Source organism: Saccharococcus thermophilus (assembly GCF_011761475.1).
GTDB classification, from domain to species: domain Bacteria; phylum Bacillota; class Bacilli; order Bacillales; family Anoxybacillaceae; genus Saccharococcus; species Saccharococcus thermophilus.
The window spans coordinates 455,821-469,688 of sequence record NZ_JAASRS010000001.1; the positions used below are offsets into that span (position 1 = coordinate 455,821).

The 13,868-nt window shown below is 39.5% G+C and carries 12 protein-coding genes and 1 pseudogene; 11 read left to right on the forward strand and 2 right to left on the reverse strand.

Annotated features, from left to right (window positions below):
* Positions 1 to 2: 2 nt before the first annotated feature.
* The 8 genes and pseudogenes from flgL to BDD39_RS02520 all read left to right on the forward strand — a co-directional run bounded on the left by flgL (position 3) and on the right by BDD39_RS02520 (position 5,327).
* Positions 3 to 908 (forward strand): flagellar hook-associated protein FlgL, encoded by a 906-nt coding sequence (flgL, locus tag BDD39_RS02485; protein WP_166907842.1) that lies wholly within the window; start codon positions 3 to 5, stop codon positions 906 to 908.
* Between the two features lie 83 nt (positions 909 to 991).
* Positions 992 to 1,546 carry a DUF6470 family protein gene (locus BDD39_RS02490; RefSeq protein WP_166907845.1) on the forward strand — a complete coding sequence of 185 codons (555 nt, stop codon included), beginning with the start codon at positions 992 to 994 and terminating at the stop codon, positions 1,544 to 1,546.
* Between the two features lie 22 nt (positions 1,547 to 1,568).
* Positions 1,569 to 2,003, forward strand: coding sequence for a flagellar assembly protein FliW (gene fliW, locus BDD39_RS02495; RefSeq protein WP_166907847.1), 435 nt, complete (start codon positions 1,569 to 1,571; stop codon positions 2,001 to 2,003).
* A 14-nt stretch (positions 2,004 to 2,017) separates the two neighbouring features.
* The gene (gene csrA, locus BDD39_RS02500) at positions 2,018 to 2,266 is read left to right on the forward strand and encodes a carbon storage regulator CsrA (RefSeq protein WP_166907849.1); all 249 of its coding nucleotides are present in this window, start codon (positions 2,018 to 2,020) and stop codon (positions 2,264 to 2,266) included.
* On the forward strand, positions 2,263 to 2,448 hold the full coding sequence (locus BDD39_RS02505; RefSeq protein ID WP_166907851.1) for a hypothetical protein: 186 nt from the start codon (positions 2,263 to 2,265) through the stop codon (positions 2,446 to 2,448). The genes csrA and BDD39_RS02505 overlap by 4 nt, the downstream gene beginning before the upstream one ends.
* A 154-nt stretch (positions 2,449 to 2,602) precedes the next feature.
* Complete coding sequence (locus BDD39_RS02510; protein WP_166907853.1) at positions 2,603 to 3,322, forward strand: flagellin N-terminal helical domain-containing protein; 720 nt, start codon at positions 2,603 to 2,605, stop codon at positions 3,320 to 3,322.
* A gap of 350 nt (positions 3,323 to 3,672) precedes the next feature.
* A pseudogene (locus BDD39_RS02515) lies at positions 3,673 to 3,789 on the forward strand (flagellin); the annotation flags it as partial.
* A gap of 116 nt (positions 3,790 to 3,905) precedes the next feature.
* Positions 3,906 to 5,327, forward strand: a complete 1,422-nt coding sequence (locus tag BDD39_RS02520) for a glycosyltransferase (RefSeq protein WP_243845970.1) — start codon at positions 3,906 to 3,908, stop codon at positions 5,325 to 5,327.
* Between the two features lie 135 nt (positions 5,328 to 5,462).
* Here BDD39_RS02520 and BDD39_RS02525 read toward each other — a convergent pair whose 3' ends face one another.
* Positions 5,463 to 6,632, reverse strand: a complete 1,170-nt coding sequence (locus tag BDD39_RS02525; protein ID WP_166907073.1) for an IS256 family transposase — start codon at positions 6,630 to 6,632, stop codon at positions 5,463 to 5,465.
* Between the two features lie 230 nt (positions 6,633 to 6,862).
* On the opposite strand from BDD39_RS02525, the gene BDD39_RS02530 reads away from it, so the two are divergent.
* The 3 genes from BDD39_RS02530 to BDD39_RS02540 are packed head-to-tail and all read left to right on the forward strand — an operon-like array spanning position 6,863 to position 11,968.
* Positions 6,863 to 7,276, forward strand: a complete 414-nt coding sequence (locus BDD39_RS02530; RefSeq protein ID WP_166907857.1) for a hypothetical protein — start codon at positions 6,863 to 6,865, stop codon at positions 7,274 to 7,276.
* A 13-nt stretch (positions 7,277 to 7,289) separates the two neighbouring features.
* A complete protein-coding gene (locus BDD39_RS02535; RefSeq protein ID WP_166907859.1) occupies positions 7,290 to 9,374 on the forward strand; it encodes a glycosyltransferase in 2,085 nt (694 codons plus the stop codon).
* A complete protein-coding gene (locus BDD39_RS02540) occupies positions 9,374 to 11,968 on the forward strand; it encodes a glycosyltransferase (RefSeq protein ID WP_243845971.1) in 2,595 nt (864 codons plus the stop codon). Before BDD39_RS02535 ends, BDD39_RS02540 begins: the two co-directional genes overlap by 1 nt.
* Before the next feature lie 66 nt (positions 11,969 to 12,034).
* Here BDD39_RS02540 and BDD39_RS02545 read toward each other — a convergent pair whose 3' ends face one another.
* Positions 12,035 to 13,693, reverse strand: coding sequence for an IS1634 family transposase (locus BDD39_RS02545; protein ID WP_015863777.1), 1,659 nt, complete (start codon positions 13,691 to 13,693; stop codon positions 12,035 to 12,037).
* Positions 13,694 to 13,868 lie beyond the last annotated feature (175 nt).

Sequence of the window (13,868 nt, forward strand, 5' to 3'; positions counted from 1 at the left end):
ACGTGCGCGTCACGCAAAATATGCTAGCGAACAATATGTTGAAACATTTAAGCACTAGCTACGCGAACTTAGGAAAATATCAAGAACAGCTTTCCACAGGGAAGAAAATTAACCGCCCATCGGACGACCCCGTCGTGGCAATGAAAGGAATCGCGTATCGGACGAATTTAACGGAAGTCGAACAGTTTAAACGCAATTTTTCCGAAGCGTACAACTGGGTAGAAAACTCCGATGCGGCGCTTGATAAAGCAACGCAGGCGTTGCAACGCATTCGCGAGCTCGTCGTTCAAGCAAGCAACGATACGTATGAAGAAACGCAGCGCCAAGCCATCTCGCAAGAAATTAAGCAGCTGACCGAACAGTTGGTGACGATCGCCAATACGAAAGTGGGAGACAAATATATTTTTAACGGTACCAACACGCTCGAGCCACCCGTGCAAATGAACGGAACTTCCATCACGACGTCGGACAATACGGGAGAAGTGAAAATCGAATTAGCCAAAGGCATCTACATCGGTGTCAACGTGGATCCGACAAAAGTGTTCCATTATGACGCTTCGCAAAAAGGGAAAGGATTGTTCAGCGATTTGCAGTCGCTTGCCAATGATTTGGACAACCCGGCCAAGACGGGAAAAGATATTAACGAATATCTCGGTTATATTGACCAACATATTAACAATTTACTAAGCGCTCGTGCCGAATTAGGAGCACGCATGAACCGTATCGAATTAATGGAAGATCGCATCGATTCCCAACAAGTCATTGCGGAAAAAATGTTGTCCGATAATGAAGATGTCGATATGGAAAAGGTCATTACCGACTTAAAAACGCAAGAAAGCGTTCACCGCGCGGCGCTGGCCGTCGGTGCGCGCATCATCCAGCCGACGTTGGTCGACTTTTTGCGATAAGCTAGCTTTTTAGCTGGCTTTTTTCTTATCATGTTTCGACTCCGCCAGCCTGATATAGCGGTTTTGATAAGGAGGAACTGTTGATGCGCATTCCACAGCTGCGCATGGAAGCGACATTCGCGAAACTCGCGATTTCGACCGCACCCGCGCAACTGGAAATCACCCAGCCGCCAGCCGAAATGACGATCGAACAGCCAAAGCCAGAACTGGAGATCAACGCCATCCGTCCGCGACTGACGATCGACCAGTCGGAGGCGTGGGCAGAGATGAATTTAAAACATGTGTTTCGGCTTATCGAGGACGCGGCTAAGGATGGATATGAAACATGGCTGACGTACATAGAGACTGTTTCTGCGCAAGGAGACGAGCTGATGAAAATCGAAAATGGCGGCGATGTGATTGCCGAGCAGGCGCAAGCAAACAGCGAAGGTCCGCCGCTCGAATTTAACATTGGATTCGTACCATCTCCATTTAGTGTCAAAATCGACTACGAACCGGGCAAGTTAATGATGGATTGGAAAATGCATAAGCCGCTGATTGACATCAAACCACACCGCCCAGTCATTCATTACCAGCCAGGAGCGGTGCACATCGATTTGGCGCAGCACAACTCGCTCCACATCGATGTAGTCACATAAATACGAATCGAGGGATGAACGAATGAAAATCGCGACAAAATATCACGGAGACATCGACATTGATGAAAAGGATATCGTCCGTTTTGAACAAGGAATTCCAGGGTTTTTGGAAGAAAAACAATTCGTGTTGTTGCCGCTTGCTGATACGCCGTTTGTCATTATGCAGTCGGTAAAAACCCCTGCGCTTGGATTTGTGCTAATTGAACCGTTTTCATATTTCCCATCATACGAAATCGACCTCGATGATAACACGCTCGAGCAGCTGCAAATCACTGACGAGCAAGACGTCGCCTTATACGTCATTTTGACCGTCGCCGACCCGTTCGACGACACGACGGCGAATTTGCAGGCACCGATTGTCATTAACGTTCATAAACGCCTTGGAAAGCAAGTCATTTTAACAAACACGAACTACAAAACAAAACATCGCCTCTTTCCCGAAAAAGTGGCGAAATAAAGGAGGCGGCAAGCATGCTTGTACTCACGCGCAAACTAAAAGAAGCAATTCAAATCGGAGATGACATCGAGATCACCGTCCTCGCCATCCAAGGCGATCAAGTGAAGCTAGGCATCAACGCACCGAAACACGTCGAAATCCATCGCAAAGAAATTTACCTCGCCATCCAAGCCGAAAACAACGCCGCCTCCCACGCTTCCAAATCATCGCTCGAGCGGTTGAACGAGCAATTGAAACACTGGAAAGGGGGGAAACAAGCATGAGCGTCAGCATCGGCGGAGTGCCAGTCCAAGGCGTCGTCGCTCGCATTGTTCAAGACAATAAGCAAATTGCTGAACAAGCTCTAAACGAAATGATCAACAAGCATAAAGACGACCCAGCCCATATCATTAAAGAAATCCAGCAGCCTTCGCCATTTTCCCAATTTCTCGACATTAAAATCTAAAAAATTTGCGCTAACCTATTAAACTTCCAAAAAACAAACCGATATAAAAAATGAACGCGGCATAGCGAAGAAAGGCGGCCGACTTTCTTCCTATCCGCGAAATCTACCATTCCACAGGGATGTGGAAGAAAAAATTTTCAAGGAGGAAAAGAAGATGAGAATTAACCACAACATTGCAGCGTTGAACACGTACCGTCAACTAACGATCGGTCAAAGCGCAGCTGCGAAAAACATGGAAAAACTCTCTTCCGGTCTTCGCATTAACCGTGCTGGTGACGATGCAGCAGGTCTTGCCATCTCTGAAAAAATGCGTGGGCAAATTCGTGGCTTAGAAATGGCTAGCAAAAACTCACAAGATGCAATCTCATTGATCCAAACAGCAGAAGGAGCTTTAAACGAAACACACGCAATCCTTCAGCGTATGCGTGAATTGGCTGTTCAAGGTGCTAACGACACAAACACTACTGCAGACCGCAATAACATTCAAGACGAGTTAAACCAATTGCTGTCTGAAATTGACCGTATTTCTACAACGACACAATTCAACACTAAAAACTTGCTAGACGGTTCATTCACAGGCACATTCCAAGTAGGCGCAAACGATGGTCAAATTATTACGTTGTCTATTAATGCAATGAGTACTGGTTCAGGCGCTCTTAACGTGGCTGGCATTTCTGTTGCTACGAACGATTTAGCAAGTCAAGCCATTGCATCCATTGATAACGCAATTAGCTTGGTATCTCAAGAACGTTCTAAACTTGGTGCATATCAAAATCGCCTAGAACATACTATTAATAACTTAGAAACTTCATCTGAAAACCTAACTGCTGCTGAATCTCGTATCCGTGACGTAGATTATGCCTTAGCTGCATAAGCAGTGACAGGCACAGTCGTCCTAGCCGGAAACGGTTAGGAGTATCACCGGGTGAATTGCTGGAAACCCCTTAGAGCCTTTGACGCCACAACGTAGCTGGAAACGGCAAGCGTGATGGCTGGAAAAGCCAAAGGATTGGGCAACCAGCAGCCAAGCTCCTGTCCCGAAAGGGTGGAGAAGGTTCAACGACTAGGACATACCGCCTAAGGCCAGAAGCTATGGCGATGAAGTCCGTAGGGTGAACAGGATTTCTCCATCGTCCTGTATCATTCGAAGCGCCCGGCCCTTCACTAGCGGATAAGCTAGCAGGTGAAGATATAGTCTGGTCCCATCACGAAAGTGAGGGTGGCACGATGGCCAAAGAAATGATGGAGTTCACGAAGAACAACATCCTTACTCAAGCAGCACAAGCTATGTTGGCTCAAGCAAATCAGCAGCCACAAGCAGTTCTTCAATTACTCCGATAATATAATCAAGTCCCTCTTCTTAGAAGAGGGACGTTTAAAAAAGTATCGTGTCTTTCCCGCGATAAGAATGACACGATATTTTTTTAAGCGAGTTAATTAAAAAAAGGATGTGTACCATGAAACCGTTATTATCGTTATGTATGATTGTGAAAAATGAAGAAAGAGTATTAAAACGTTGTCTTGATTCTGTATATGGTATTGTTGATGAAATCGTTATTGTTGATACTGGGTCAACTGATTCCACAAAAGAAATTGCTCTAAAGTATGTAGATAAAATATATGAATTTGAGTGGACAAATAGCTTTGCAGATGCCAGAAACTACGCACAGAAGCAGGCAAACGGGGAATGGATTTTAATTCTTGATGCAGATGAGTATGTCGATAGGGAAAGTTTGCAACAATTAGTAACGATATTAAAAAATTCAAAAGAAGATATAGATGGTTATGATGTAACAATCTATAACTTTATGGGAACGTATGGAGAGCGCGTTCTTCAACATAGAAGCACAAGGATATATCGAAATGACCCTAATATTTGCTATTATCGCTCCATTCATGAACAACTAAGAAAAAATGAAAACCAAGAGTTAACAACAGAAACGATTCCTTTTATCATCTACCATTCGGGGTATATGACTCAAACAGTCAAAGAAAAGAATAAGAATGAACGTAATGCGGAATTAATTAAAAAGGAATTGAATTCTTCTAATAGTAAAGGGTTTGATTACTTTAATTTAGCGAATGAGTACCTTTCTAAAGCGGAAGTAGAAGAAGCGCTAAAATATTACTTAAAGGCCTATAAGTTAAAGCCTGATTTTAGATTTAGCTGGGTTTCAATTTGTATTGTTCAAATTATTTTATGTCTGAAATATTTGGAAAGATTTAATGATGCGTTAAAAGTTATAAGCGATGCCGAGCATATTTATAGTGAAACTCCTGATTTCAAATATTTAAGAGGGGAAATTTATTATTTACAGCATAGATATGATGACGCCTTAGAAGTTTTAACAGAGCTAGTGAACAATAAACATAAGTATCAAAAATTTATAAAGAGTATTGAGTATTTAGAGTATGACCCGCACATTCTACTTGGGCATATTTACAAATATAAAGGAAATATCCAAGAGGCTGTTCATCATTATACTAGTGCTTTGTCTATAAATAATAAGAGCTATGAAGCGTTATATAATGTTTTGGGATTATTGGCTAAATTTCATTCTGAAGATGAGATTATTCAATTCCTGGAAAAAAGAAATTGGTTTATTAATGAAAGAGATATATCACTGTTGTTAAGAATCGTTCTAAGCCTGGGTCTGGAAACGATTGCTGAGTATTATATTTCAAGCTTAAAAGAAGAAGCTTTTAGAAAAGGATTTCAAATTAAACTAAATATTCTAAAAGGGGAATACGAAGAAGCAATTAAACAATTAATGAGTAGTTCTTTATATTTGTTAGAAACTTATATAAAAAATGGCTGTTTAGATTTATATGATGTTTTAATTGCTTCTTTAAGTGGTACCGTCAAGAATTTTGTGTAATGTAAATGGGGTAGGGTTTCTCTGAAATGGATTTGAATTGATAGGGGACTGATTTTCTCCACACAGGAGACTGAATATTCAGTCTCTTGTGTGGAAAGGGAGAATCCCCTTATTTTGTTTATTTACAATATTTGGTTAACAATAACGTTCTTCAAACATTCGTTGAAGGGCTTCCTGCGCTTCGGCAAATCCTCTTAACTTTCGCCCTGCCCATTTCTCATTAAAATCTTGGATGGTCAAATACACGACTTTTTCCGCGGCTTCTAAACTGCTCAAACTGTTCATCGGCTTTAGACGTTTCCGAATCTCTTTGATCGTTCGTTCGATGACATTCGTCGTGTAAATCACACTTCGAATACTGCTTGGATAATCCATAAATGTAAGGAGGACATCCAACTCATTGGCCCAAGATTGAACTTCTCTTGGATATTTGCTGGACCATTTCGACTCAAACTGTTGAAACATTTGTAACGCCATCTCCTTATTCGGCGCGCGATAAATCAGCTTGAGATCCTCGGCCACTTCGAATTGGTCTTTTTTCCGAACACGGCTGAGGGTGTTGCGGACTTTGTGCACGACACAGCGCTGCACATCGGCTTTCGGATACACCGCCTTAAAGGCTTCCTCCAGCCCCGGAAGGCCATCGAAGACGCCAAGAAGCACTTCCTTGACGCCTCTTTGGTAGAGGTGTTGAAGAATTTCCTGCCATCCATAGGCGCTTTCTTGTCCTCCCACGAAGAAATCCAGAATTTCTCGATACCCTTCTTCATTCACTCCTAACACCACATAAATGACTTCTTTCTCTACCGTATCGCGGCGAAGTTTCACGTACAAGCCGTCCAAATATAAGACAGAATAACGTTTGGATAGTGGACGATGGTGCCATTTCTCGATGTCTTCTTTCACGACATCGGTAATACGGCTGATCGTCGCTGGAGAATAAGCATTTCCTAGAATTCGTTCGATAAACTTGCCAATTTCCCGTGTACTCATGCCACTTTGATACATCCTAATGATGGCTTCCTCCAGCCAGCCGGTGTGGCGTTGATAAGGGGCAAACAACTGTGTTTGAAATTCCCCGTTTCGGTCTCTTGGAACCAAAAGACCCTCAATCCGGCCATATTGCGTATCTAGATTTCGCTGATAGTAGCCGTTTCTCATATTCGGCGTTCCAGCCTGTTCGATTTCGAGGAAATGTTTGATTTCTTCCCGCATAATCAGCTCTAATTTTTCCTTCACAAACTGACGAATGACACTTTCCAGTTGATTTGCCCAGTCGACATTCGGTATACTTCTTTTAGACATAGGTAGGGTACTCCTTTCTCTAAGATTTTTGGTCCAATCAGAGAATACCCTACCTTTTTTCTTTTGTTCTAGCAAAATGCTTTACACAAACTTTTATACATCATCCTTTAAGTGCTGACAAATCAGAGGTTATCCGGCTGTTAACCAATATTGTTCGTAATGATAAAGAAAAAGAATTTTTATTATTTGTCATAAATGAATCAGATTATATCCCAGAACAGACTTTTTATTTGCAGTTGATTGAACGAACGCTCCAGCTTAAAAAATATGATTTATTCGAACAATTAATATCCCTGAAAGATAAGTTTGAAAATAAAATTAATCTTTATCTCGGTCATCTGCTCCATCGTTACGAGTTTATTGAGGTCGCTCTAGACTTTTATCAAAGTGTTGAGGATTTTAAGGATTTAGATGCACAAGGTTTTGCAAATATTATCGAAGGATTAGCAATAAGAAACCAAATTACAGAAGCGATTCAGTACGGATTATTAGGGATTCATTTTGGTCATAACGATTTTCGATTATATAAATATGTATTAGAGTTAATGAAACTAAACGGAATGACATCGGAAAGAAACAATATATTGGAAAAAGCAAAAAATATTTACCCTGATAGTAAATGGTTGATGCAACAGGGGAATTAAGAGGGAGACTTACATGAAAACTAGTATTATTATTCTCACTCATAATCAACTGGATTATACAAAACAGTGCATAGAAAGTATTGCTAAATATACAAAAGAAGGAAGTTACGAAATTATTATTGTCGATAACCACTCTACTGATGGTACGGTAGAATGGTTAAAACAACAAAATAACATAAAGGTAATCTTTAATAATGAAAATCTCGGTTTTCCAAAAGGATGTAATCAGGGAATTGAGATTGCAACAGGAGAAAACATTCTTCTTTTAAATAATGACACAATAGTAACGGAAAATTGGTTGGATAATTTATTGGCATGTTTATATAGCTCTGATGATATTGGAGCAGTAGGACCAGTAACCAATTCGGCAGCTTATTATTCAACCATTCCTGTAAACTATACGTCTATTGATGAAATGCACCAATTTGCCGCAAATTATAATGTTTCAAATCCGGATAAATGGGAAGAACGGTTAAAACTCATTGGTTTTTGCATGCTGATTAAAAGAGAAGCAGTTGATAAAGTCGGTTTACTTGATGAACGGTTTACACCAGGGAATTTTGAAGATGACGATTATTCTGTCCGTTTGCGTAAAGCTGGATACCGTTTGATGCTTTGTAAAGATACGTTTATTCATCATTATGGGAGTGTATCTTGGAAAAAAGACGTAAATGCATATTCCAAAGTTTTGACTGAAAATGAAAAGAAATTTAAGAAAAAATGGGGAACAGACTCAAATTCATACAGAATTGATTATGAAATGATTGGGTTGATTACTGCTTCTAAAGAAAAAGCCATTCAAGTTCTCCATATTGGCTGTGGATCGGGCGGCACTTTATTAAAAGTGAAATATGAATATCCTTTAGCACAATTATATGGTATAGAGAACAATCCATTTTCAATTGAAGAAGCAAGTAGATTTGCTAAAGTTACTAGCAGTTTTGAGGATGAAGAAATACGGGAAAGAAAGTTTGACGTAATTTTATTTAGTGATAATGACGTTAAGCTAGATGAATCGTTATTAAAATTCGTTAAAGAACATCTTAAGAAAAATGGGATATTTATTGCTAAAGTTCCCAATATCGGTCACTATTTAGTGATTCAAGACTTATTAAATGGTCATAATCCTTTTGTGAAACGTAATATGTATAGTTTTTCACAAATTGAAAATTTACTAAAGGATGCTGGTTTTAAAATTTCAATATCTGGCTTAAAACCTTTTATTAACGATGATCAGCAGCAATTTATCAATCAACTCATTTCTGTGCGTGGAGATGCTATTCGCCCGATGTTAGAATCAAGCTACTTTTTAGTTTCTGGTCAATTAGAGAATGGGCAACTTTTGTCTTTACTAAATAAATTAGCTTCAGAACAAAGTAATAATCAAAAAGTATTAGAAGAGTTGAATCATTATCCAACTGAACACATTATCACTACAGTTAAAGAAAATTATCATTCATCTGTTACCATGTTTAATCAAATTGCTATTGAAAATTTTGCGGCAGGATATCATGAACACGTTCTTCCTTATCTGCAAGCTGCTTTTGAGGAAGAACCAGATCATACAGATACTCTTTATAACTTAGCGTTTGTGTTAAATGCATATGGTGAGAAAGAATTAGCTAACCGATATCTTTCTCTAATTAAAAATCCGGACGATGAAGTTCAAAAATTATTTGAAGAAATAAATGAAAGGCCATTAAAAAAGATTCAAGAGCTAAAATTTTTATTGCGTCGACTAGAATTCGACAAAGATTTAGAAGAAACAAAACAGATGATTGTTCATAAACTTGCGCAAAATGAAATAGAAGAACAATTAATTAAAGAAGTGATCAATGCAAGTATCATTGACAAAATCAAAGCACTGCAATCGCTAGCTATTATCTGTTTTGAGCAGGGACTTCATGAACAAGTATTACCATATTTGCAAGCGGCTTATGAACTCGATAAAACTGACGAGGATACTCTCTATAATCTCGGTTATGTATTGCTATATTACGGAGAAAACGAATTGGCAGAAAGATTTTTACAGCAAATTCAGCAACCTGACGAAGAAGTATTAGATTTGTTAAAGGTTGCAAGAGGAGAGTCTTTGTGATGAATGACAAAAAAATTGCGTTTATTTATTGTGTTAATAATCGGGCTTTATATGAAGAATCTGTACGGTATGTGAAATCTCTTCATGTGCCAGAGGGATATGAAATTGAATTGATTGCTATTGAAGGTGCTTCAAGTATTACTTCAGGGTACAACCAAGGAATGAGGCAGACTAACGCAAAGTATAAAGTGTATTTGCATCAGGATGTGTTTATAGTTAACAAAAATTTCTTATATGATATTATTGCACTTTTTGAAAAGTATCCTAAATTAGGGATGATTGGAGTAGCTGGAGCTAAAACAATCCCAAAAAATGGAATTTGGTGGGAGAGCACTCAACGATTTGGAAAGGTTTATGACAGTCATACTGGAGAAATGAAACTATTAAGCTTTAAGGATACAGAATTAGACTATGAACCCGTTCAAGCTATCGACGGGTTAATAATGATTACTCAATACGATATTCCTTGGCGAGAAGATTTGTTTACTGGTTGGCATTTTTATGATCTTTCCCAGTGTCAAGAATTTTTATTAACCGGTTATGATGTAGGAGTTGTGTGCCAAAACGAACCGTGGTGTGTTCATGACTGTGGTATAGTGAATGTGAAAAACGGATTTGATGATGATCGAAAAAAATTTATTGATGTTTATGGGGAAAATGTTCAGAGATTAAATAAGAAGTTTCTTCCTCTTGTAAGCATACTAATTCCTACTTACAATCGCCCGCATTATTTTGAGCTTGCTTTACAAAGTGCATTGAATCAAACTTATGAAAATATTGAGATTATTGTATGTGATGATAGTACGAATGATGAAACAGAAAAGTTAGTCACAAAATATACTTCTAAATATGATAATTTAACCTATATTAAAAATCGAACTAGGCTGGGACAATTTGAAAATGATATTAAGTTATTTAACCTTGCTAAAGGAGAGTATATTAATTATTTAATGGATGATGATTTATTTCATCCTCAAAAAATTGAAAAAATGATGAATTATTACCTAAATGATCAAAAAAATGAAATAACGTTAGTTACATCTCATAGACAATTAATAGATGGAAATGGAAGTTTATTAAAGGATTTTGCAAGTACTAAAAGGCTTTTTGAAACCGACACTATTATAGATGGGAAAGTGTTGGGGGAATATATATTAAAAACGTTAATAAATTGTATCGGTGAACCAACTACTGTATTGTTTAGAAAACGTGATTTGGATGAGCCTTTCGGTACTTTTAGTGGAAGGGAATATTTATGTAATGTAGACTTAGCATCATGGTTTAACCTTTTATTTAAAGGAAAAGCAGTTTATATTAGTGAAACACTAAGTTATTTTAGAATCCACGACAATCAACAGTTGCAGTCAGCTGAGATGTTGTTAAATGGAACAATAGATTATGCGCATATGATTATGGAATCTAGAAAAAAAGGCTTATTGCAAAAAGATAGAGACTATGAATTAACGTTAAAGAATTGGTTTAATTATACACAAACAATTGCAAATAGCATAATAAATTCAAACAATATAGATAGAATTAATGAATTACAAAATTATTACTTACTAATGGAAGAAGAATATAATAAGCTTATTCAACCTAAGGTATCTGTAGCTCTTGAAACGCTACAGAATACGTATGATTCAAAGGAAAAAAATTTAATCATCTTTTTTGTACCAGGAGAAGATGGAATAACAGGTGGAATACTATCCATTTATTCAATATACGAGGAGACGAAAAAGTTAAAACATATTCATAACTGTGAAACTATTATGTGTACACTTCCCAATGATTCAATTCTATTGAAGAATACAAACTTTGAAAATAATGTATCAATCTATCCTTTTGAATTAGTTATGAATTATTTTGAACATATTGAAAAATGTATAATTCACATTCCAGAATGTTATACTGTCAATTTTCTAAACAATATATCAGCGGTTCACCAAAAAAAACTAAAGAAAATTCCATCGTTACAAATAAATCTTTTAATCCAAAATGTTGATTTAGCACCTGCTAGAAATATAATTTTTAAACTTTTTGAATATACTAGGGATGTTACTTGTACAACTGCACATAGACAGTATTCAACTAGAGAATATAGGGAAAGATTCGGAATACCTTTACATTATTTATCGGTTTGGGTAAGTCAAGAACAGTATAAATTTAAAAACTACGAGGATAAAGAAAACTTAATGGTTGTATCTCCAGATCCGCATCCTTTAAAAGAAGAGATACTGAATAGAATCAAAAAAAGGTTTCCTTCATTAGAAATAGTTATAATAAGAAATTTGAAATACGAGGAATATAAGGATATTATTTCACGAGCAAAATGGGCTTTAACTTTTGGTGAAGGATTAGATGGATATTTTGTTGAAACTGTATTTAGTGGAGGCATAAGTTTTGCTGTATATAATTCGAACTTTTTTACGAGTGAATTTAAATCTATGAAGACCGTTTATCAGAATTATACCTATTTATTAAATGAAATATGTAAAGACATAGAATTTTTAGATGATGATAGAGAGTTTAAAACTCACATTTCGCACCCTAACAAGGTCAAAACAAAGGATTTTTTATTTAGTTTTTCAGAATAACTTTTTGACCAACACAACGAGCGATGGCAATCCTTTTTTTACCATCGCTGGTCGTTCCGTATCACGTTACACGTAGATGCTCTCATCCATGCCCAATCCCTGCAGAATCCTTCGCTGATCAGGGGTAAGGGAGCGATCCAGTGAGCGTTGGATGCGCCCATCCGGCAGCTTGAACAGGACGACGTTCACATATTGAAACAGCTGAAAAATCGCCTGTCCCGTCGGCCGGGTCAGCTTGCGGCCTCCAGGACCCTTCAACGGGTGTTCTGGAGTAATAAACTGACGCACTCGGCGCTGAAAAACGCGGTAAATAGCCAAGGCCAACAGAAACAAATAGCCTAATACTGCGACCCGTTCTGGTTTTTTGACGTAAATCTCATCCGTGAAAAACGGATCTTTCAAAAAAGCGAAGTTCATTTCCACCGAGATCTGCCCTTTATACAGCTTCAAGATCTCTTGGGCATCCATGGGTTGGCCCTTCCATTCCTTCGGAACGGTCGTGACAAGGACAAACCGGGACGCTTTCCGTCTCGCCTGTTCCCACGCGTCTTGGTCGAATTCGACGTCAAGGTGCAAGAAATACAGCGTCTCCACCTCGGGTTCCGCCCCTTTTTTCGGCCGTCCGCGCCGTTTTTTCAGGCGTACGATCTCTTCGACCGCGGCCTCAACCCGATGAAACCGGGGGCGAAGGGACGCCTTGAGGGACGCCAAGGCTTGTTCGGCATCTTCCCGGCAGGAGAAGGGGTGACGCTCCCAACGGGCTTGTTCCTCGCGAAGAAGCTCCGCTTCTTTGGTTCGTTCTTTTTCAAGCGTCTTTCCTTTTCGCTGGTCGAGCGCGCTCGATTCAACAACGATCAGCCGAACGGGGTGGCCTTCATACGTCGAGGCCGTTTCCCATACCCGGTACGTGGCGCCGTTTCTCTCCGCCAACGTAAAGGGATCGCTCCACGTCGTGTCCTCAGCATCCGCTTCGGCCAGCGCGGTTTTCACGATCCGGAGCGACGAAGGGCCTCTGGTGATCAAAAAGGCGTTGGCCGCTTTGGTTTGCGCCAGGGTCTCTTTCGTCATCGCGGCGGAATCGGCCACGTAAATCCATTCGTCTTCGATTTTGGCCTGCTTCAGCTGTTCATGGACACGAGACAGCACCTCGGGATTCCATGTTTTATCGGGCAGGTTGCCATCGTGCACATCGCCGTAAAACGGGATGCCGTCCTCGTTGCCGACCAGTCCGAAACCGATCTGTTTTTGCCAACGATGATGGCGGTTGTAGCCATGTGTGATTTGTAAGGCCTCTAACGAGGCCGATTCATACGCGCCGTAAACGGTCTTGTCCGTCGTATCGGCGTGGAAGGCTCGGAGGGAAAGGCCTTCTTTTCGATAAATATGAATCAAGCAAGTGCTGATGACGTTGTGAATGCCAGCCTCATACAGGCGATCGAGATGACGGGCCAACGCATCGTCGTTCAACCAGGAAGGATGGAGATCGGGACGGATGAGTTTCTCACAATCGACCTCCTGAGCCCAATGTTCCAAGTGAACAAGGGCTTGCCGGCCGTCAAACACATTGTAGAGGATGGCCTGAACGGCATCGCTGACTCGCGTTTGGCACTGCGGATCGACGGGCACGAGATGGTCAATCAATTGAGGCAGACCCAGTTTCTTGAATAGGGCACTTATTATATTCAAATAAGAATTGCGATAGACCTTTTTGACTTGAACGTTCATAAGTGAAAAACTCCTTTACGTTCCTTGTGTGTCAAGGATTCATTCGACATCGGAACGAAAAAATCCTCCCGATTTTCGTCGAGAGGGTGCGAAATGTGAGTTAAAAAGTATCATAAAAAACAATTACAGATTTTAAATGGCTTGTATAGTTACGATATGTATGTGAAAAATATAG

Excerpts from the sequence above, each read along its gene's own strand:
- BDD39_RS02490 (WP_166907845.1), top strand. The coding sequence starts at position 992 with ATGCGCATTCCACAGCTGCGCATGGAAGCGACATTCGCGAAACTCGCG.
- fliW (WP_166907847.1), top strand. The coding sequence starts at position 1,569 with ATGAAAATCGCGACAAAATATCACGGAGACATCGACATTGATGAAAAG.
- csrA (WP_166907849.1), top strand. The coding sequence starts at position 2,018 with ATGCTTGTACTCACGCGCAAACTAAAAGAAGCAATTCAAATCGGAGAT.
- BDD39_RS02505 (WP_166907851.1), top strand. The coding sequence starts at position 2,263 with ATGAGCGTCAGCATCGGCGGAGTGCCAGTCCAAGGCGTCGTCGCTCGC.
- BDD39_RS02510 (WP_166907853.1), top strand. The coding sequence starts at position 2,603 with ATGAGAATTAACCACAACATTGCAGCGTTGAACACGTACCGTCAACTA.
- BDD39_RS02520 (WP_243845970.1), top strand. The coding sequence starts at position 3,906 with ATGAAACCGTTATTATCGTTATGTATGATTGTGAAAAATGAAGAAAGA.
- BDD39_RS02525 (WP_166907073.1), bottom strand. The coding sequence starts at position 6,632 with ATGTCTAAAAGAAGTATACCGAATGTCGACTGGGCAAATCAACTGGAA.
- BDD39_RS02535 (WP_166907859.1), top strand. The coding sequence starts at position 7,290 with ATGAAAACTAGTATTATTATTCTCACTCATAATCAACTGGATTATACA.
- BDD39_RS02540 (WP_243845971.1), top strand. The coding sequence starts at position 9,374 with ATGAATGACAAAAAAATTGCGTTTATTTATTGTGTTAATAATCGGGCT.
- BDD39_RS02545 (WP_015863777.1), bottom strand. The coding sequence starts at position 13,693 with ATGAACGTTCAAGTCAAAAAGGTCTATCGCAATTCTTATTTGAATATA.